This window comes from Flavobacterium commune (assembly GCF_001857965.1).
GTDB lineage: Bacteria > Bacteroidota > Bacteroidia > Flavobacteriales > Flavobacteriaceae > Flavobacterium > Flavobacterium commune.
Map to the genome: position 1 here is coordinate 787,819 of NZ_CP017774.1, position 22,427 is coordinate 810,245.

A 22,427-nucleotide genomic window follows, 5' to 3' on the forward strand; every position below is an offset into this window, starting at 1 on the left:
AATCTAAGAATACAATAAATTAATCCAATGTTGCATTACAACAGGAGTTGAGAATCTATAACTATTGGATTTCGCATTTACTCCAAGAACGGTTCTCTTATTTTCATTTTGCATCAAAAATAAAATTTTTTCTGCTAAATCTTTCACATTTTGATTTTCTGCCAAAAATCCATCCTGCCCATCTGTAACTATATTGCGAGGACCGTTTGGACAGTCAAAAGAAACTATAGGTAAACCAACCGACAAAGCTTCCAATAAAACCATAGGAAAACATTCGGTTTCAGAGCTCATGGCATATATACTGTAGTCCATAAAAATTTCCAGCATCTTAGAAGAACTTCCTTTAAAATAAATTGTATTTTCTAAATTATAGGTTTTAATCAAATTTTCTAATTGTTGTTGGGTTTCCAAATAATCCTCACCATAAAAATGCAATTCCCATTCCGGAAAAACCGCATGTACCTTTTCCCAAGCTTTAATCAATTTATCAAATCCTTTTACCGGGGCAATTCTGCCAGCTGCAATGACTTTTTTATTAGTTAAGCTTGCTCTTTCTTTTGGAATGCTAACAGGATTAGGTATTACCACCACATTACTGCTTTTATAATACGCTACCTCATCCTTATTTAAAACTACCAAATGATGGTACTTTGATTCCATCCAATCATTAAACTGATTATAACTCTTTTTAAGAAAGGACACATTTTGTTTTCTTAATTGTGATTCGAAATAACGGGAAGAATGAAATTCTTTAATTTTTTTTGCCTTTTTATACAAAAAAGGAATCAAATAAGTTTCATATCCAAAATTAGATACAATAACCACATCGGGTTGAAGCTTATGTAGAATTTGATTTAATTGATAAACATGATTGGGTAATTTCTGCAAATTAGCCCATGAAAAATAACTCTTCTTTCTGTTATAATTAATAGCTAAATCTAACAATTGTATTTTAGCACTTATAGCATAACAGGGAGCTTGCTTTTTTTGTTCATTTGTCAAAATAACAACCTCATAACCACAAACCTCAGCAAAATAATTAGCCTTTTCAGCCAATACTTTTTCTATTCCTCCATGTAAATATATTTGATCCGTTACAAAAGCTACCCTCATCCTCTCAAACTTTTAAACAATTGATCCCATTGGCTTATTATCGTAGCAGGCAAAAATCGTTTTACATTTTCAAAAGCCCTATTTCCCATCTCAAATCTCAGAATATCGTCTTCTATAAGCTTTTTTACTTTAATAATCATTTCTGACACACTTTGGGCTGGCACCAAAAAACCATCTACAGAATCAGCAATAATATCTCTGGGGCCTGAAGGGCAATCAAAAGAAACACAGGGCAATCCACAGGCCATAGCTTCAATCAATACCATCCCGAATCCTTCGGATCTTGAAGGCAATACCATAATTGAACTCTCCAGATATTTTTGTTGTATATCGGCTACGGGTTCAAAAAAACGTACTGTTTTAGTCAATTGCAATTCCTCAGCCATTTTTATAAATTGCCGGTTCTTATCTGTTTTTCCGTAAATCATTAACTCCCAATCCGGATACTGCCCACTCAGTTCTTTCCAAACTTTCAATAACAAATCATAGCCTTTATTATACGAATGGGAGCCAACAACTATAAGCTTTTTCTGGTTTAAAAGATTACCTGATTGGGGTTTGAAACTCAAAGGATTTGGTATGGCAATAATATCTCCCTCTTTCCACTCCTCTATATTGGAAGGGGTTAACACTACAAATTTTGCAAAATACTTAAGTTGGGACTGCATCAACTTACGCATTAATCGCCCTTTGATGGAAGTAGTGGTATTTAGAGCAACGGAAGCATGGCGTTCGTAAATAGTTGGTATTTTTTTTCCTAAAATCCGGGGCACAAAAAAAGCTTTCAATCCATCATCACAAACTGAAATAACATCCGGTTTTATCTCCCTGACTATTCTTTGCAAGCCTTTTATATATTGAAAAACATATTGGGTAAAATTTCCTTTAACAGAAATACAATAGATTTTAATTTTATCAGAAAAAGTATAAAATGGATTTTCATCACTATTATTCAAACAAAGAATACTAACCTCATAACCATAGTGTTCTGCTAAATAAGAAGCTTTTATAGAAAGCACCCGTTCTAATCCTCCCGAACCATTAATCCCATTTGTTATATAAAGTAGTTTCATTATATTTTTACTAGTTGTAAAACCACATTATTTATTTTATTAACCACAATTGAACTACCAATACAACAAAAGACTAACAACAAAAATATTAGCAATACGTAATGAGTACTATAAATAAATGATTTAAAAAAGATCATGTAAAAAAACATATGAACCAGCCATATATTAGTGGCATGTGGAGTAAAAAAATCTAAAATTTTACAAAAAAACTGATTTAATCTAACTTGTGTAAACAAAAATAAAAATACCAAAGCGGTAAAGGGAGCGATAATAAAATTAGTCACTAATCCATGTGCGAATAACAACAAAATAGTTCCTAATGCAAATAAAACAACCTTGTTTTTTATTGATTTAAAAAAATTAGCCCAAATAATATTCCAATTAAAACGCAAAGCAAAAGCCCCTAACATGAATTGAAATAAGGTGCATCCATAAAGAGCAGCTTGGGTATGAAACCAATTAAAAATTGGAATACTATAATTTAAAGGTTTATAAACCCTTAAATAAAAGCTAATAAGATACAAGCATAAAAGGGCTAACAAATAGCAATATGAGTTTATCTTGTCTAGTAATTTAAACCAAAATGAAGAAGTCAAAACAAACAAAACATAAATAGTAAAAAACCACCAGGCTCCATTATATGAAGTATTAACCGCTAATAAATTTTCTATCAGGGTGAATATTGAACCCGGGTAATCTTCCTTGTGTAGCAATAATCCCAAAGCTACCGGAAACAGGAATATTATAACCCAATAATTCAGGTAGAGCTTTTTTAATCGCTTTAAATTATCTGTCCAGTAAGCAAATTGATTTTGCTGAAATTTAAAATACGATCCATAACCACTTACAAAGGCGAAAATAGGCACACAGGCATCCGAAAACAAAGAAATATAATAAATTAAAGGCTTCTCACCTAAATAAATTAAAGGTTCAAACAATCCTTCGTAATCCAAAGTATTAAACAAATGAAGACATAGCATCATTAAAATAGCTATGGATTTCAAATGATTGGATTGCTGAATACTAATCATAAAGTTTTCATTTTTAATTTGAATTGATAAAAACTTTTTTTTAACCAAAAATAAAAATAGGAACACCAGTAATATTCATTCATTAAAAACCATAATGGAATTTCTTTTTCAGTTTTAAACGGTTTAATGTATTTTTCAGGCAGACTTTCTTCTAAAAAAAACCGGATTTGTTCAATACGTTTAAAAACACCTATGTTTTTGTTAGTAGCAATATTATCGCAAACAGTAACAATAAACAGGCGAAGCCTTTGATTGATATAATTAAAAAGTTTTAAATCGTCTAATTTAATTTTCCTCCACAATTGTATCATTAATTCATTACTTATCTCATAAGAAGACAAATAATCAGGATTTATTTTGGAAGAGGCTGAAGTACTATTCAACCTATTGTAATTATAACCATGATACTTGTTAATTATAATCTTTTCGCAATAAGAAACATATTCTAAATTAAAAACCAAATCTTCCGACATCTTAACCTGATTATTAAAACGAATACCAAAGTTGTCGATTATAGCTTTTCTATACAATTTAGCCCAGGGAACTCCCGCTGTTCCATTCAACAAAGCATACATCATTTCAGGCATTTTCACAGAATCGCCTTTTTTGCTAAAATCATGTACTGCTAATCGCCTGGCATATACAGAATAGTCATAATAACCACTGCATACTAAATCAGCCTCATTAGTTATCATATCGTTAACGAGCTCATTTAAATATTCAGGTTCCAACCAATCATCTGCGTCTATAAATGCAACAAAATCACCACCCGCTTTTACTAGTCCATGATTTCTGGCTGCCGAAACCCCTTGATTTAACTGATTGATTATTATAATACGATTATCAAGATTGGCATAAGATAAAGCAATATCTAAAGAAGTATCTGTTGAGCCATCATTGATTAACAATAATTCAAAATCTGAATAAGTCTGCATTAAAATACTTTCCAGGCACTTTTTTAAAAAAGCAGATGAATTATATACTGGAACAATTATGCTAATTGTAGGTTTTACCATCTCTAAATCCGCTTAACTAAAGTATTCCAAAATGTATTTTTGATTTTCCCATTTATTAACCAATATTCGACATCAAATAATATCCGTGAAATACTATAAAGTGAAAGCCCATCCGGTAGTTTATCTTCTTTTATCAATATATGATTTGCTGATTGATAAGCTGATGTTGCAAAAGAAAGTTTATTTTTAAATGCTAATGAATAAAATCTATCCAGTAAATCCTTAACTTCTTCTGTTTTGTCTGTTTCTACACTAAACTTAAAATAATAATTATTCCATTCCGAATTTTGTTTCATCCTCTCTAAACGACGTAACCATTTAGCTGTAGCCTCAGCTTCATCCTTGTAATGAAGAAAATGTACCTCTACATCTTTTCCAAGAAGGGCTATTGGATAATTAGGCTCTGAAATGGGATACTTAGTCTTCGAAACAAAATGTAAAGGTTGCTCCATGTAATAATTAAAATCTTCCAGTAACCGAATAAAACAAGGGCTATGAAAAAACAAACCCACAAAAGGAGTATTATAAGGACGATTAAACTCCTTATAAATCTCCGCTCCCCAACAATTATCTGATATAATTACAAAAGGGACATTGCTCATCCTACGCTGATTATAACTTAAGAAAAGCTTTCTTATTGGTTTCCTTATTAACTGTAACATATTGAGTAAACAACAAAAGTTAATATATTTTTTCTGTAATAAAATAAAAAACGACCTAAATTAATTGGGATTGTTTCTTTAAATAATGAATCCGATTTTTATAAAATATTTTAGGCATCCATCTAAGCTGAAGTTTTTTCCATATCAGCCCTTTAGATTCTCCAGGCAGTATCGGTATATGAAGATTTAATTTCTGAAATGCTTTCCATTTTTCTTCTGAAGTAAACCCATTGTATGCGTGTAAATGATCAATATAGACATACAAATAGTCTAACTTTTTTCGAATGGCAATGGTCACCTCCTTATTATTCCCCTCAAACTTATCAATCAAAGTATCACAAACGCCTAAAATATGAGCCACAGAAACTATTTTCTTCAAATTCACTTCTGAACGCAAAAGAGACCCCTGCCTTACCCGATACCAATAAAATTTATGTGATAATACCGTCATTCTTGCAGCTGAAGTGTACACTTGCAAATTATATGGTATATCTTCATATATCATTCCTTCCGGGAAACTAATACTATTCTTTTCTAAAAAAGTACATTTATAAATACCTGCCCATACTTGATACATCATTTCATTTTGTTGAAAATAGCTATTTGATTTTACATCATGAACTGAAGAATTGACATACTCCTCAACCGGTTCATCCGTCTCATCTTTAAACAAAGTAAATCCAAAACGAAATACATCTATTTCTGGAGACTTACGTATATAATCCAACAACTTTGGGACAGCTCCGGTTACAATCCAATCATCAGAATCTATAAACCAGACAAAATCACCCTGTGCATAATCCATTCCTGTATTTCGGGCACCACTCAATCCCTTATTGTGTTGTCTAACAACACGGATATATTCAAAACGCTTCTCAAACTCAGTACAAATCGCATAAGACATGTCCGTTGATCCGTCATCTATTAAAATAACTTCAACACCATCAGTAATCTGAACAGTTATACTTTCTAAACATCTACCCAAATAATCCGCAACATTATATACAGGCACTATAATAGACAACAAAATCATAAATTATTCCCTACTAACTTATTAAACAACAATTCCCAGCGAGGCATAATATTTTCGGGAAAATAGTACTTACTTTTTTCATAAGCAGCACTTCCCATTTTAATTCTCATTTCGGAATTTCCAATCAACTCTTTGGTCTTTTCAGTCAACATTTTAGTATCTCCTATCGGAACCAACCAACCATTAACTCCATTATCTATAATTTCGGAAGGTCCACAGGAACAATCATAACTTATACAAGGTAAACCTAGGGACATAGCCTCAATAAGAACCATTCCAAAACCTTCGGCTAGTGATGTAAATAAAAAAAATGACGATGTCTGATACATCTTAGTAAGATCTGTGCATATACCTTCCAGAAAAACATTTTTATCCAATCCTCTTTCAAGAATTGCCTGCTGTAAACGCTTTTTTTCTGGCCCTTCACCATAAATATGTAATGTCCAGTCAGGATGTTCACAAACTACTTCTGCCCAAACTTCAATTTGTTCAATATGATTCTTTAGATTATCAAGACGTCCAACAGTAATTACTTTACGCTCCTCTAATCTGCTACACTCAATTTCTGGTTTGGATAATGTATTGGGTATAACCTCAGTTAATGTATCATAGTTTACTTTTTTACAATCAGTTTCAGTTAACAAAACTACGCAATCAAATTTATTAAATTGTCTGTAACTTTGCCTGTTTACATAACCCGATTGTAGTCTGGATTTCCAATCTCTTTTGGCTTTAATCATCATTTTCACTGCTTCATGTGAAGAATGAAATTCCCTTATCTTTTTTGCAACAGTATGTAACTTTGGAATTACCTCGTCATCATACCCTAACTCGTTTACAATAATAATATCCGGTTGAATCTCATCTATAATAGACTGATAATGTCTGACTATTTTCGGCAATAAAAGTCTTTTAGTAAGCAAAGGAATAACCCTTTTGGGAACCAAACTATGAACTGAAGCATCAATAAACTTAATCTTATCATTCAAAGCGAAGCAAAATGGCTTATCCCATTGATCGGCTGTTACAATATAGACTTCATGATTTCCTGTAGCTGCAAGATAATTAGCCTTACTAATCAACACTCTCTCTGCTCCTCCAGGATTGTATAAAGCCCCTGTACAATAAACTATTTTCAATTTAGTTTATAATTTTAATTATTGATTTTTTATATTCTTCTAAATTGCCATTGCTCTCTTCACTAAATGTAAAGATATCTCCAACAAATTTATTCTTAACCGGAACCTTTTCGGTCGCTCCCATATTCATCCATTCGTATTCAATATCAATATGCCCAATATCTATTGCCCAATATCCCAATTTACATAAATCCCAGGCCATCGCAGTAGCCGTAGGACCTAAGGCCAAAAGAATCAAAGTATCTTTTCTAATATTTATGCTAACATAATTCAAAACCTCATCATAACAGGAAAATGCATTCAATGAAGGGCAGAGAATACGTTTAATAGATCTCGCGTTATCAAACAGCTCGTTTCCAACACCTAAACGGGATTGTTCTCCCTCTATAAAAAGAATATCTTGAGCCTCCCAAACATTCCGAATCATTTCAAAACGTGTCTTGGAAAGCTGACTGTTTAATTGATCCATATACAAACGACTCAATAGAGAATCATAATAAGGCTTTTTAAAAGTAAAATAAGGCTTTAAATAATAATAATTCCCGCTAAAATATTGATGCCAATATTCTTTAGGAGCACTTTTTAATTCACTATTATCAGTTAATACAGAAGGTATACAAGTTATATGGTTTAAATCTTCTTTCTGTGCCAAAATGGCTGCAAACTTTTCAGCTAGCAATGGATGATAATCTTGAAAAATCAAATATTCACCTAATAATATTTGAAACTCACCATCTCCAAAACGTGAAACAGAACAACGATTTTTGATAATATAATTGATAGTTTCATCGGTATTTTTTATCTCTGGTTTTTTTAACCATTTATAAAATAGTACCGCCATCCTGCCTTTCAACCTTTTATTCAAAAAAAACAATTTGTCTTTCAATTTTAAATATTTTGTTTCAATTATAATTATTTATTTAATGATCAAAATTATATATACAAAAATTCACTATTTAAAATACTTAGTCAATTAAACCTTAACTAAATAATGAATCCCAAACAGTCTTTGGCTTTTTCATATAGTTATTAATTGGTTTTTCAAACAATATAAAGCTATAATGACTAACTATCAATGATATTAAAAATAGTATTATTGTAATTAATATATCATTTTCAAGAAATAAAAATTGAGAATTAACACCAATAGATGTAATTAATTTTAATGATAATTTTGCGAAAAAAGATTAGGTATACACAATTAAGTACTAGTTTCTTTATGTTTTTTATTGTATAATTCAGTCAAAACATCTATCCTTTTTATAATCCTCCTTCCCAATTCAATACTAGGCTGTTCTATATATTTCTCAGATAGTAAAGCAATCCCGAATGTAGAAATTACTGTAAAAATATAAAATACAAGAAAAGAAACAGTTCCATTTATTAACTCAAATTTAGAGGTAAAAATTCCTGTAATATACCACGCAAAAATAAAATGGAATAAATACATTGAAAAAGAAAGTTGCCCTATTCTTATTAGTAAACTATGATTCAGAAAATCATTTTTACGAAACAATTCGATCAAAAAAATAAAAGACAATCCTGATATAAAGGGAATAACTGAGAAAAAATAATCTATGCCGGAAAGCCAAAGTAAAAAAGATAAAATTGTAAAGAATAAAAAACCAAATAAATTAACAATAGTTTTTAATTCTATAGCCAACTTTGTTTTGTAAAAAAAATATCCTATCCCTAATAAAAAAACCGGTAATTGGTTTATTAAATTATAATAAACAAAACTATTATTAATTACTTTGATGTCTAACTGATGAAGTGTAAACAAAATCAACTGAGAAAATACTAATCCTATTAATACGTACTTAAAAATACTTGCCAAAGATGAATTAATTCTCTTGTTTGCAATTAAAAACAATAAAGGAAATATAGAATAAAAAGCCATTTCTGTACCAATTGACCACCCCCCTGGAACTATATTATTATTAGCTGGAGGATAAAACCCATGGGTAAATGTAACATTACTAATTACATTCTTAACATTATATATATTCGATAGAATAAATTCCCCGCTCCCAATTTTCGAAAGCATTAAAGAAATAACTAAATAAATTAATATCCCAAGATAATATAATGGTGCAATTCTAAAAAATCTTCTTATGCCAAATTTGATTAAAGCTAAAGATTCATTGTTCCTTAATTGGGCAGATAAACATAAGGTATAAGCTGATGCAAGAAAAAAAAGTTGAACTCCCATTTGACCATATTGAGAAATCATCATCGTCACATAATCTATTCCATCAATTCTCTGAGAAGTATGTACAAGAATAACCATCAAAATAGCTACACCTCTTATGGAATCAATAAACTTAAATTTCATCTTTAATAAAATTTCCTTTAACCATAAGCAATTTTATCTTATCCTTTAAGGCCAGCTTACTATCTAAAAAAATATATTTAAAAGAAATAAACGAAGTATATTTTTTGCTTTTTTTGATGGATTGTTTAAAATTCTTTTTAATTGATTTTTCAATATTAACTATACGCAAAACATAATTAACATATAAATGATTATCAAGCATACTACCAAAAGTAGACAATAGACTATCCAAAACTTTAATTGTATCAATTTCTTTTTTTAAAGTAAGCTTTGATGTTGTGGTAGAATTTAATCTTTGATAATAATGATAACTCCCTTTGTTGGACAAGAATATATTTTCAATTTCTTTAATTAAATCAACAACATACTTATTATCTTCATAAATCATTTTTTCAACAAATTGAATCCTCAATGCAATGTCTTTCTTTATTATTTTATTGCACACAATCCATGAAATATTGACTTCATTTAACCAATGGTTCAGAATCTCAACTTTACTGGTTAAATACAAATTTTCATATTTATCAAATAATAATCGTTCATCATCTTTAGATGAAAAATTCATTATGACAGGAAATTGCAAACAATCTACCGTCTTACATTTTAAAATATCATAATTAAGCTGTATTAAATCTAATGAAATAGCATCATCAGAATCAACAAACAATACATAATCACCTGTACAATGCTGTAAACCTAAATTTCTTGCTGAAGCTTGTCCTTTATTACTTTGTGAAAGAACGGAAATTCTCTTATCTCTGGAAGCGTAATCTTCACATATTTCAAGTGATTTATCTGTCGAACCATCATTAATTAAAATGATTTCTAAATTAGTATATAATTGATTAATTACACTATTTAAACACTCAATTAAATAATTTTCAGAATTATAAACAGGTATAATAATACTAAAAATCATTTAACCATTTTATTAATCATGAAACGAGCTATTGCTTTGAAATATAAAAAATTGACCTTTGAATTAAATAAAATAAATTTAATCTGTTCTTTATAATTTTTATCATTTTCAAACAGAGATAAAGTCTTATAATATAGTCCAAAATTTAAAGCTTTCTCTAATGGTAATAAATCTACTGGCTTAACTTTCCCTTTTGCAGAATCAATAATATTTTTAATAGATTTTTTTTCCGAAAAATATTGTTCTGTATTCAAAGACCAGGAAGCATTATTTTCGTGAATCCGCCATTCTGCAACTTTTGCACTAGAAACTATTATACTTCCCTCTAATAATATTCTACAAGCTGAATCAAAATCAGAACAAAGACTATCGATTGAATAAAAGCCTATAGACTTGGCTGTTTCAGTTTTAAAAATACAAGATGCATGTGTGAATTCATTTATTTTATGAAGATTTTGAAAATACCTTATACCGTCAATCAAAATGGAATTTTCATCTATAACAATATATTCTCCTACTATGTCTTTTATTTTTTGAACATTGTGATTATACTCAAAAACTACAGGTTTATAATTTTTTTCATATTCTTCAAGTATATTAACAGCGTATTCTAAAAAAGAACTATCTATAAAATAATCATCTCCATCTAAATTAACAAAATATTTTCCTTTAACATGATTATACAAAGTATTCCGATAATTTTTTACCCTGCCTAAATTAACTTTATTAGCGATCAATTTAAAATTTTGTTTGCAAACAAAATCTTTTAGGTATTCATTAATATCGTAAGGGGAGCAATCATCAGATACAATTATTTCTACATTATTATAACTTTGAGAACAAACAGAATCAATCGCTTCCTTAATATAGTGCTTTTGATTATAAGTAGGTATTTGAACTGTAACTAGTGGAAAATTCATTATATTATATAGTAATTTTAATAATGGATATTCAAAAATTTAAATGAATTTTTAAAAACTAAATTTTTGCCTTAAAGAGATCGCAATTTTCTTAATATATCCCAATTTATATTTTTCAAAATAAAATTTTAATAACTGAAACTCTGAATAATCTGAAACAAACAACGGGAACTCTTCTGATAAAACTTTTTGTCTTTCTTGAATATGTAGCATTGCATGCTTATTATTTTTGTCTTTTGCACTACTTATACCTCTTCCATCAAAAACACAAAATACATCGTTGATATGTTTATAGCTAACATTATATTTAATTATTGATAGCATTATAAATTTCCAATCAGAAACTATCTTTAGGTTTTCATCAAATAATCCATATTTTATAAAAATATCTTTTTTAAAAAAAACCGCCTGATGACAAATTGTAGTGATATAAAAAAAATAGAACGATAATTGATGAGGATAATAAATAGTATTCTTTTTATTATCATCGACAGTTTCAACATCAAAATAAATTAAATCTTTACCCTTAATATGATTATTAATTTTACACAAAATTTCATTATGTATTAAACAATCATCTCCATTCAAAAAAAGTAAATATTCCCCTTTAGCATAATTGATTCCCTTATTTAAAGCATTATAAATTCCCTTATCAGGTTCACTTACCCAAAAATTTATTTGATTTTCATATTGTTTTATAATATCAAGACTACCATCGGTACTACCTCCATCAACAATAATATATTCAAAATCTTTCCATGTTTGATTAATAACACTCTCAATGGTCTTTTTTAAACCATTTTTATTATTATAATTTATTGTAATAATGGATAATTTAGGCATATAAAATTATATCTCGTTATTTAATGCTTTTTTTAAGTCTGAAGTTACCATCTCTTTTACTAAAAGGCCTAAATCATATTTAGGCTTCCAGTTCAATTTAGTATTTGCTTTAACAGGATCTCCAATTAATAAATCCACTTCTGTAGGTCTGTAATACTCTGGATCTATTTTAACGACAGTCTTCCCTATTTCGATTTGGAATTCAGGATTATTACAAACTACAACTGTTGCAATCTCATTTTCGGCATTTCCTGAAAAAGCCAACTCTATACCGCATTCAGCAAAAGCCATTCTGACAAAATCACGAACACAGGTTGTTTTCCCTGTAGCAATTACAAAATCCTCAGCTTTTTCCTGTTGCAACATGGCCCACATTGCCTCTACATAATCTTTAGCATGTCCCCAATCCCGCTGTGCATTCAAATTACCTAAATACAGGCAATCTTGCTTACCCAATGCAATTTTTGCAGTAGCCATCGTGATTTTTCTCGTAACAAAGGTCTCCCCTCGTCTAGGCGATTCATGGTTAAATAAAATTCCGTTACAAGCATACATATTATAAGCTTCTCTATAGTTTTTAGTTATCCAAAAACCATAAATTTTAGCCACTCCATAAGGAGATCGAGGGTAGAAGGGTGAATTTTCGTCATAAAAACCTTTCTCATTTTTATTTTCTTCTAAACCTCCATAAAGTTCCGAAGTCGATGCCTGATAGATTCTGGTTTTATGAGTTAAGCCTAAAATTCGAACCGCTTCTAATATACGTAAAGTACCAATACCATCCACATTAGCCACATATTCAGGGGAATCAAAACTTACTTTTACATGGGACATAGCACCCAAATTATAAATTTCATCTGGCTGCACTTCCTGGATAATTCTGATAATATTGGTTGAATCAGTCAAATCACCATAATGCAACTTAAAATGAACATTATTTTCATGTAAATCAACATATAAATGATCAATTCTTTGGGTATTAAATGAAGAAGCTCTACGCTTAACTCCATGAACTTCATATCCCTTTTCTAATAATAATTCTGCCAGATAAGAACCATCTTGTCCTGTTATTCCCGTAATTAATGCTACTTTTGTCATTTATATTATAAAAATTTTTCTCCGTAAACCTGTCTTATACCTTCCTCTAATTCAATACTATATTTCCAGCCTAAATTACTTAGCTTATCTACATTCATTAATTTTCTGGGTGTACCGTCCGGACGATTAGTATCCCAAATAATTTCTCCTTCATAACCAACGATTTTTTTTATGGTTTCAGCTAATTCTTTAATGCTTATGTCCTTTCCTGTACCGATATTAATCAATCCCGGTTCATCATAATTATTCATTAAAAAAACACAGGCATCAGCCATATCAGCTGCATTTAGAAACTCTCTCATGGGAGTTCCTGTCCCCCATAAAGTAACTGATTCTTCATTATTTATTTTAGCTTCATGAAATTTGCGCAGCATCGCTGGTAAAACATGGGAATTTTCAAGATCATAATTATCATTCTTACCATACAAATTAGTTGGCATCACCGAAATAAAATTACATCCATACTGACTCCTGTAAGCATCGCACATTTTGATTCCTGCAATTTTTGCAATAGCATAAGGCTCATTGGTAGGTTCTAATACCCCTGTTAACAAATAATCCTCTTTCAATGGTTGAGAAGCCAACTTTGGATAAATACAGCTGGATCCTAGAAAAAGTAATTTTTTAACCCCATTCAAATACGAATGATGAATTACATTGTTTTGAATCATCAAATTATCATATAAAAACTCTGCCCTATAAGTATTATTGGCTACTATACCTCCCACTTTTGCCGCTGCCAAAAAAACATATTCTGGCTTCTCGGTTTTAAAAAATTCAGATACAGCAATTGAATCTCTTAAATCCAACTCTTTGGATGATTTTAAAACAAAGTTTGAATAGCCTTGTTTTTGCAAATTACTTAAAATTGCACTTCCAACCATTCCGTTATGACCTGCTATATATATTTTTGAATTATGCTTCACTTTAATTAATTTAATATTCTTTAATCCTTCAAAAAAATGCTAATCAGAGATTTATTTAACAGACAACCTACTTAACAATATTTTAAAATATACAAAATTATGCACTGAAAAAATTACATCCCTTGCAAATCAGTCATCTTTTTAAAATTATTAGAATACGATTTTAATTCTTTAAAATTTCCTGAATCTATAATTTTTCCATTTGCCATCAAATGAATAACATCTGCATTTTGAATGGTTGACAATCGATGTGCAATTGAAATGATGGTTACCGTACCCTTTAAAGCATCAATACTTTCCTTAATTTCCTTCTCTGTTTCAGAGTCCAAAGCCGAAGTCGCTTCGTCCATAATCAAAACATCAATATCTCTGTACAATTCTCTGGCAATAGAAATTCGTTGTTTTTGACCTCCACTTAAATTTAAACCGTTATAACCTAACAATTCATTATAGCCTTGAGGTAATTTATCTAAAAATTTTATCATACTACATTTTTTCATAGTATCCATAAACTTATTGATGTTTTCAGGTGTTCTTTCTGCCCAAAAAGTAACATTATCAAAAATATCACCATTAAAGATGGTAGGTTCTTGAGAAATATAACCAATTTTAGAGCGATAGGACTTTAAATCAATCTTATCAACAGGAATTCCGTTTACTTCTAATTTCCCGTTATTACTATGTAATAGGCCACAAATAATATTTACTAAAGTTGTCTTTCCTGAACCACTTTCTCCTACAAATGCAACAGATTGTTTGTTTTTAATATCCAAACTTAAATTATCTATTACTTTAAACTCATCAAATGATAAATTAATCTTATCTAAATGAATAGTATCTATTTGATTAATTTTAATGCTTCCATTTTTCTTCTCTTCGTTTTCTAATAAATATTTTTCAAAATCCCTCATATTATCCATAGCTCCAATATTACTAAGATAAATATTCCAACAAATTTGAACGGACATAATATAAGCCATTGCTCTATAAAAAAGCATCAAGACTATCATAATGGCAGATAATGAAGCCTTAAAAACGATTAATTGTAAAGCAATAACCACACAAACAACAATAACCATTAAAGGCTCTCTCAATGAAGTGATAAAAGCATTCAATTTCCCACTCTTAATTTTATTTTCTACTGATACCTCTAACAAATCCAACATTCGTTTGTCAAACAAACTGTTTCTTGACGTTGCTTTTAGATATTTAAAATGATTAATTCCTTGGATTACTAAACCAGTATACTGATGTTCATAATCTGTATCTTTTTTAGAAAAATTCTTAGTATGCTTATAAAAAAATTTGTAGATAAAATTTGTAAGTAAACCACCTATCATCACAAGAATGGAAAACTTCCAATCCATAAAAAAGGCAAATCCCATATATACTGACACTATCATACCGTTTTTTATTGTTTCGATATAATTGGTACAAGCAGCAGTAACGGCATAAACATCTCCTGTTAAAGTGCTTTGCATTCTACCTATATCTGCAGATATAAACTCCTTATAATTTAATTTACTCAAACCTAAAGAATTTTTATTCCTCAGTTTTTGAGAAAAAACATTTAATGTTATCGACTGGAATGACATGGTAAAATAAGAAAACAATGCTTTAAAAATAAATACGCTCCCTATCAACAAAAGCATTGTCAACACATTTAATGGAATATTAAAATAATTAAAGAAAGACTTAACCAAACTTACTAATTCCCCATTATTACCTTCCAAACCAACATTATTATCAGCAATTTGAAGTAGTGGAACAAACATGGTTAACCCTAAACCATCCATCAAAACGGATAAAAAATTAAACCCTAACAATAAAAAGAAACTATTACCTATATACTTATAGAAATAATATAAAATTTCAAATTTTTCAGCAATGTATGTTTTTATCTCCCCTAACATTTATATATCTTAATTTATTGTTTTTGAATTAACAATATTTATTTTCAAATTTTAATTAACTCTAGTTTTCAATTTCTAATTTATCTTATTGACTGCTATTCATTGGATAACCCACAATACAAATTAATTATTAAATTTTCATTCTATAGTTTAACCATTATAAACGGTTCATAATGATGTTTTTATTCTTTTAATAATTTTATTTTAAAAAACCTATTTATTCTTGTGTCGTATTTATAATACAAAATACTTAAATAAGAGAAAAATAAAATAATCAAAAGAGGCAAGACAAATCCAAAAGATTTGAAAAAAGATCCAAAAACTATAATCAGAAAAACACCTATATTTTCGTGAATTAAATACATAAAATAAGAAGCCTCGCCATTCTTTTTAAAAAAAGAATTTTGCAATACCTTTAGTCTATTTGGATAATAAATAAAAACAAAAAACAAAAAAAACATCAACATCAAAAGTAACCTCACAATATTATCTCTTGAAAAAAACAATACAAAACTCATAAAAAATAACAAAGCTCCTTTTACAAAAATTGTATTCTTTTTATTTTCATCCTTGTTTTTAAACATCAAATAAAACAACATACCGATCACAAAAAAAGGTAAATAATCTAACAAATTAAAGCCTCCTGCAATCCATTTGGTAAAATAAAAAGTAATTTCTTTTGCATAAGAAATTCCCAAAATATTACTCCCTCCTATGTTATACATAACTAAATTAGAAATACATAAAAAAGCAGAAATAATTATTATATTTCTTATAAAATTTAGTTTATCACAAAAAAAGAATAAACTTGCGAATAAATAAAATTGTATTTCAACCCATAAACTCCAATAAGACCCATTCAGATAGTCTAAATTTAACTGAATCCCAAATGTAGATTCAACCAAATTATTAATAAGCTCAGGCTTTATAAAAGTTAAACTTGGAATAAAGTTTAGTAATCTATGCGATAATAAAAAATTAGAATCTTCAAAAAAATTAAAAAATAAATAAATAATTATAGATGCTACTAACATGGAGGGAAAAAGTCTTATCAATCTTTTTTTCCAGAATGTGCTAAAATTTAAAGTATTCTCTAAAGTAAAAAAAATAACAAATCCACTAATAATAAAAAAAAACTGCACTCCTAAAAATCCATAACTAAAATAATCATAATCAGCTCCGTAAGGATACAAATCTTCTTTATGATACGGTTTTATGTATCTTGAAAAAAAATGACAAAGCATAACAAAAAAAATTGCCAATGCTCTAAATCCATCTAATATAGCTATCCTACCTCTTTCTTGTTTCATTATTAAATCCCACTAACAACTCACATCTTTCCTTTACTACTTAAACACAAATTGTTTTTCTTTTCATGAAACAACTATAAATAGCCCTCTCTACTAAGACGAGTTTAATTATTTCTAAAAAATTATTGTAACAACTCCGGTTTCTCAAGCTCTAATTCGTTATACAAATCCTTAACATCCTGGGAATATTCTTTTTGCAGAACCAAATTAGCATTATCAGTTGCTATCAAAATGGTATTTTTTAAACCTATAAATGCCGTGTAATTCTGGGTTCCAATTGTCATGTTTCCATTTTCATCAACAGGATGCCCTTTAGAAAGTAAATAATCGTAAACGGACTCAAATGAGCCTAAATCGGACCATAAAAACTGGGAAGGAACTACCTTTATCTTTTTACTTCTTTCCATCACCGCATAATCAATACTAATAGATGGAATTTCAAGTGATAAATCTAAATCTAATTTCCCATTGTCATTATGCTCCCAAACTTTTTTAGATTTTTTATATACTTTAGGTTGAAAATGTTTTAATTCCTCTAACAATACCCCTGCCTTAAAACAAAACATACCGCTATTCCACAGAAAATTTTTCTTGGCAATGAAAGCTTTGGCTGTAACTAAATTTGGTTTTTCTCTAAAGGATAATACATTTTCTCCTTTTGCTTCAATATAACCATAACCGGTTTCAGGTTTGGTAGGAACAATTCCAAATGTGACAATATAACCATTAGCTGCTTTCTCTATGGCATCTACAACCGCTATATCATATAAATCTTTCTTTTCAATGATATGATCCATTGGTGTCACAATTAAAATATCATCGGGATTAGCGGCAAATGCTGCAAAAGCAATTGCTGCCGCCGTATTTCTTGGTGTCGATTCTACAATATCCAGATAAGGCGTATTCCTTTTTTCTAAAATCTTTCTGCTCAAATGGCAGTTATCTACATTCCCTACCACGATTACCTTATCGGCAATATCACTATTGCGTTCTACAGTCAATTCAAATAGGGACTTGCCTTCAAAAATTTCCAAATATTGCTTAGGTTGGCTTTTACGTGATAAAGGCCATAAACGACTTCCTATTCCTCCTGTAAGGATTACGTGTATGATTGTGTGGGTTTTATTCATTTCTCTGTTGTCAGTTGAGAGTTTTCAGTTATTGGTTGTGTGTTATCGGTTGTTAAAAAATAGTAGTCGATTAAAAACAACCTTTTTATCTCATATCTTATTTTAAAGTTTTACACCTCCCTAACCCTCCTCAAGGAGGGAATTTGTTTTGTATAATCTGGACGAATTCCCCTCTTGAAATCGAAGACTCAACGATTCCTAATAAAAATATTAAATAGAGTTAGAGGGGTTAGGGCTGTGTTGTCGAATTACTAAAAACAGACAACCGAAAACAGACAACTATTATATTATAACCTCCCGTCCACATTAGTCTTTAAAACTCCTTTTACATCGTAAATTATACTTGCTGTATTTTGAAGTTTTGACAAATCCATTGTTAAAAACGGAGTATGTGATACTCCTAATACGATGGCATCGAATTTTTCCTGTGGTATCTGATTGCTTGTGTTTAACTGGTATTCTTTTTCTACTTCAACCGGACTAGCTAATGGATCATAAATGCTTATAGAAATCCCATATTCCTGCAATGCTTTAATTACATCTACAATTTTGGTATTGCGAACATCTGGACAGTTTTCTTTAAAAGTTATTCCTAACATTAATAAGCTGGCTCCATTAACCGAAATCCCTTTCTTAATCATTAACTTAACTACTTGGGCAGCTACATACTCTCCCATACTGTCATTCAATCGTCGTCCGGCCAATATAATTTCAGGATGATATCCTAGTTCCTGTGCTTTTTGCGCCAGATAATAAGGATCAACCCCTATACAATGTCCTCCAACCAATCCCGGTTTAAATGGCAAAAAATTCCATTTAGTTCCCGCAGCTGCCAAAACCGCCTGGGTGTCAATATTCATCAAATGGAATATTTTAGCCAATTCGTTGACAAAAGCAATATTGATGTCGCGTTGGGAATTTTCGATTACTTTAGCCGCCTCGGCTACTTTGATAGAAGGTGCCAAATGCGTTCCTGCCGTAATTACTGATTGGTATAGTTTATCTACTTTTTCTCCGATTTCCGGAGTAGAACCGGCAGTAACTTTCAATATTTTATCTACAGTATGTTCTTTATCACCCGGATTAATTCTTTCAGGGGAATAGCCCGCAAAAAAATCAATATTAAATTGCAATCCTGATATTCGTTCTAAAACCGGCACACATTCGTCTTCCGTCACCCCGGGATAAACCGTTGATTCATAAATAACAATATCTCCTTTTTTCAAAACCTGACCTACTGTTTCGCTGGCCTTATACAAAGGAGTCAAATCAGGACGGTTATTTTTATCAACAGGTGTTGGTACAGTAACTATATAATAATTACAATCGGCAATGTCTTTTAATTGATTTGTACAATAAAGTCCTTTTTGCATCGTTGTTTCTACAGACGTGTCTTCTTTTGAAACTAAAACCGATTTTAAAACCGATTCTTCAACTTCAAAAGTACTGTCTGTACCGGCCTGCAATTCTTCAATCCGTTTTTGATTGATGTCAAATCCAACAACTGCATATTTTGTAGCAAATAAACGAGCCAATGGCAAACCAACATAACCAAGACCTATAACTGCTATTTTAGAATTAGACTCCACTGATTTCCCTTTATTTATGTCTACTTTACTGACTTTTCTCCAACGCTTCGCGGTTCCAACTCACATAAAATGGGTTAGAATCCGACTTTTTTTTCATCCGCAAATATAAACGACTCAAAGTTGAATTCCTATCAATACTTTTGAAATTGAACGAAAATAACAAATTAGAAACATTAATAAATAGAAAGCTTCAAATTAAAAATCTTTAATAAGCAGGCCAACAACACTATAAGAACTTTCTTTCTATTCTAAATTAAAAACAAAAAAAAGATATAAATTCACTCTTATATCTTTTTCATCTTTAAAACACATCCCATTGATTCCAAAACAAGGATACAATTATTTCTATTTACTTCCTGAACGACAGCTTCCTGGGATTTAAAAGGCCCAGATTCCAAGACGACTTTATCCCCTACCTGTAAAGAAGCAACTGAAATCTCATACTTATCAGGCACGGCGAGCCATTTCTTAATAGTGTTAATTTCCTCATCACGCACAATCGCCGGTTTTCCCAACCAAAAAAGATAACGCACAACACCTGAAGACTGGAATACTAAATTCCGATCATTCTCTGCTAAACGGACAAAAACATAGGAATTAAAAAGTGGCACTTCCACCTTTTTCTTTCGATCCGACCATTGACGAACCTGAGTAACCAAAGGACAATAGCACTCAATCCCTTTTTGAATTAATTGTTCGGCTACTTTTTTTTCCCACTTCGGTTTGGTGTAAACTACATACCAATTCATACTTTCCTTCTTCATTGAAATAGAAATATAAAAGCTCTAAATATTTTAAACCTGGATTACGCAATGGAACACAGATTAAACGGATTCAAACGGATTTTTTAATTATTTTTAAGCATAAAATCTACGATAATCTGCATAATCTGCGGGACAAAAAAACAAAAAAATCCTAATGCGGGTTCTGGGTTAAACTGGCTACACTTCGACTCCCTCTCCTTTGGAGAGTGCTAGGGTGAGTTTTAAGACCCAATCGCCTGATAAACAAAACCAATCTTTTCCAAAACCGTTTTATCCAATATATTCCTTCCATCAAAGACAAAGGCAGGCTTTTGCATCGAATCGTAGATCTTCTGCCAATCATAAGTTACAAACTCATCCCATTCGGTAAGAATAGCAACGGCATGAGCCTTATTACAGGCTTCATAAGGATTATCGAAAGACAAAATACTATTGACATTCTCATCGGCTGTTCTGGACTGTAGGTAATCCAAATCGGCTAAAACTTTTTTTCGGGATACTTTGGGGTCATAAACCGCAATTTTAGCATTTTCACTAATCAAATCATCCGCTACATATATAGCTGCTGACTCTCTGGTATCGTTAGTATCTTTTTTGAAAGCCCAACCCAGGAATGCAATCTTTTTATCGGAAACAGTATTATAAAGCGTTTTTACAATATTATTTGAAAACCTTCTTTTTTGGTGGTCATTCATAATAATCACCTGTTCCCAATAATCTGCTACCTCGTTTAAGCCATAAGATTTTGCGATATAAACCAAATTCAAAATATCTTTTTGAAAACAAGAACCTCCAAAACCTACAGAAGCTTTTAGAAATTTAGGACCAATTCGGCTGTCCATTCCTATGGCTCTCGCCACTTCGTTCACATCGGCACCTGTTTTTTCGCACAGTTCTGACAGGGCGTTTATCGAAGAAATTCGTTGTGCCAAAAAAGCGTTAGCTGTCAATTTTGACAATTCAGAGGACCAAACATTAGTAGTCAAAATTTGGTTGACCGGAACCCAATTAGCATAAACAGCAACCAATTCCTGAATGGCTTTTTCACCTTCATCGCTAGTGTCACCACCTATCAAAATACGATCGGGATTTAACAAATCCTGAACAGCGGTGCCTTCAGCCAAAAATTCCGGATTAGAAAGAATCTGGAATTTTACTCCATTTCCTGTATTATCCAAAATACTTTTTATCGCCTCGGCAGTTCGCACCGGCAAAGTCGATTTTTCAACTACAATTTTATCCGACTTAGCCACCTTGGCAATCTGTCGGGCACACAATTCGATGTATTTCAAATCGGCAGCCATCCCTTTCCCTTTTCCATAGGTTTTGGTGGGTGTATTTACCGAAATAAAAATCATCTCTGCTTCATCGATAGCTTTATCCACCTCGGTAGAAAAAAACAAATTACGACCTCTGGCCTCTTTTACAATTTCCGAAAGTCCGGGTTCGTAAATTGGAATATTATTCACATCCGCATCATTCCAGGCTGCAATTCTTTCTTCGTTCAAATCCACCACAGTCACCTGTATATGCGGACATTTTTGTGCTATAATTGCCATTGTAGGTCCACCAACATAGCCCGCCCCAATGCAACAAATTTTTGTAATTCCCAT

At 30.8% G+C, this 22,427-nt stretch carries 20 protein-coding genes; all 20 read right to left on the bottom strand.

Going from position 1 to position 22,427, the window contains the following annotated elements:
• Positions 1-3: 3 nt before the first annotated feature.
• Positions 4-1,113 (bottom strand): glycosyltransferase family 4 protein, encoded by a 1,110-nt coding sequence (locus BIW12_RS03310; protein WP_071183805.1) that lies wholly within the window; start codon positions 1,111-1,113, stop codon positions 4-6.
• Complete coding sequence (locus tag BIW12_RS03315) at positions 1,110-2,186, bottom strand: glycosyltransferase family 4 protein (RefSeq protein WP_071183806.1); 1,077 nt, start codon at positions 2,184-2,186, stop codon at positions 1,110-1,112. Before BIW12_RS03315 ends, BIW12_RS03310 begins: the two co-directional genes overlap by 4 nt.
• Positions 2,186-3,217 carry an acyltransferase family protein gene (locus BIW12_RS03320; RefSeq protein WP_157499471.1) on the bottom strand — a complete coding sequence of 344 codons (1,032 nt, stop codon included), beginning with the start codon at positions 3,215-3,217 and terminating at the stop codon, positions 2,186-2,188. The genes BIW12_RS03315 and BIW12_RS03320 overlap by 1 nt, the downstream gene beginning before the upstream one ends.
• Positions 3,214-4,233: a glycosyltransferase family 2 protein gene (locus BIW12_RS03325; RefSeq protein ID WP_071183808.1), complete on the bottom strand. Its 1,020-nt coding sequence runs from the start codon at positions 4,231-4,233 to the stop codon at positions 3,214-3,216. The genes BIW12_RS03320 and BIW12_RS03325 overlap by 4 nt, the downstream gene beginning before the upstream one ends.
• Positions 4,234-4,235: 2 nt before the next feature.
• Positions 4,236-4,895, bottom strand: a complete 660-nt coding sequence (locus BIW12_RS03330) for a DUF1919 domain-containing protein (RefSeq protein WP_071183809.1) — start codon at positions 4,893-4,895, stop codon at positions 4,236-4,238.
• Positions 4,896-4,950: 55 nt separating this feature from the next.
• Positions 4,951-5,922 (bottom strand): glycosyltransferase, encoded by a 972-nt coding sequence (locus BIW12_RS03335; RefSeq protein WP_198033448.1) that lies wholly within the window; start codon positions 5,920-5,922, stop codon positions 4,951-4,953.
• A gap of 2 nt (positions 5,923-5,924) precedes the next feature.
• On the bottom strand, positions 5,925-7,067 hold the full coding sequence (locus BIW12_RS03340; protein ID WP_071183811.1) for a glycosyltransferase family 4 protein: 1,143 nt from the start codon (positions 7,065-7,067) through the stop codon (positions 5,925-5,927).
• A gap of 1 nt (position 7,068) precedes the next feature.
• A complete protein-coding gene (locus BIW12_RS03345) occupies positions 7,069-7,953 on the bottom strand; it encodes an SP_1767 family glycosyltransferase (RefSeq protein ID WP_157499473.1) in 885 nt (294 codons plus the stop codon).
• 315 nt (positions 7,954-8,268) lie between these two features.
• Entirely contained in the window at positions 8,269-9,402 is a 1,134-nt protein-coding gene (locus tag BIW12_RS03350; protein WP_071183813.1) for an acyltransferase family protein, read from the bottom strand.
• Positions 9,392-10,321 (bottom strand): glycosyltransferase family 2 protein, encoded by a 930-nt coding sequence (locus BIW12_RS03355; protein ID WP_071183814.1) that lies wholly within the window; start codon positions 10,319-10,321, stop codon positions 9,392-9,394. Before BIW12_RS03355 ends, BIW12_RS03350 begins: the two co-directional genes overlap by 11 nt.
• Complete coding sequence (locus BIW12_RS03360; RefSeq protein WP_071183815.1) at positions 10,318-11,241, bottom strand: glycosyltransferase family 2 protein; 924 nt, start codon at positions 11,239-11,241, stop codon at positions 10,318-10,320. Before BIW12_RS03360 ends, BIW12_RS03355 begins: the two co-directional genes overlap by 4 nt.
• Before the next feature lie 51 nt (positions 11,242-11,292).
• Positions 11,293-12,084 carry a glycosyltransferase family 2 protein gene (locus BIW12_RS03365; protein WP_071183816.1) on the bottom strand — a complete coding sequence of 264 codons (792 nt, stop codon included), beginning with the start codon at positions 12,082-12,084 and terminating at the stop codon, positions 11,293-11,295.
• Between the two features lie 6 nt (positions 12,085-12,090).
• Positions 12,091-13,182: a GDP-mannose 4,6-dehydratase gene (gene gmd, locus BIW12_RS03370; protein WP_071183817.1), complete on the bottom strand. Its 1,092-nt coding sequence runs from the start codon at positions 13,180-13,182 to the stop codon at positions 12,091-12,093.
• A 5-nt stretch (positions 13,183-13,187) separates the two neighbouring features.
• Positions 13,188-14,108, bottom strand: a complete 921-nt coding sequence (locus BIW12_RS03375) for a GDP-L-fucose synthase family protein (protein ID WP_071183818.1) — start codon at positions 14,106-14,108, stop codon at positions 13,188-13,190.
• A 113-nt stretch (positions 14,109-14,221) separates the two neighbouring features.
• Positions 14,222-16,021: an ABC transporter ATP-binding protein gene (locus BIW12_RS03380; protein ID WP_071183819.1), complete on the bottom strand. Its 1,800-nt coding sequence runs from the start codon at positions 16,019-16,021 to the stop codon at positions 14,222-14,224.
• Between the two features lie 182 nt (positions 16,022-16,203).
• On the bottom strand, positions 16,204-17,331 hold the full coding sequence (locus tag BIW12_RS03385) for an acyltransferase family protein (protein WP_071183820.1): 1,128 nt from the start codon (positions 17,329-17,331) through the stop codon (positions 16,204-16,206).
• A 122-nt stretch (positions 17,332-17,453) separates the two neighbouring features.
• Positions 17,454-18,461: a mannose-1-phosphate guanylyltransferase gene (locus BIW12_RS03390; protein WP_071183821.1), complete on the bottom strand. Its 1,008-nt coding sequence runs from the start codon at positions 18,459-18,461 to the stop codon at positions 17,454-17,456.
• A 287-nt stretch (positions 18,462-18,748) separates the two neighbouring features.
• Complete coding sequence (locus tag BIW12_RS03395; protein ID WP_071183822.1) at positions 18,749-20,050, bottom strand: nucleotide sugar dehydrogenase; 1,302 nt, start codon at positions 20,048-20,050, stop codon at positions 18,749-18,751.
• 284 nt (positions 20,051-20,334) lie between these two features.
• Positions 20,335-20,799 carry a UpxY family transcription antiterminator gene (locus BIW12_RS03400; RefSeq protein WP_071186109.1) on the bottom strand — a complete coding sequence of 155 codons (465 nt, stop codon included), beginning with the start codon at positions 20,797-20,799 and terminating at the stop codon, positions 20,335-20,337.
• Positions 20,800-21,035: 236 nt separating this feature from the next.
• Positions 21,036-22,427: a UDP-glucose 6-dehydrogenase gene (locus BIW12_RS03405; RefSeq protein ID WP_071183823.1), complete on the bottom strand. Its 1,392-nt coding sequence runs from the start codon at positions 22,425-22,427 to the stop codon at positions 21,036-21,038.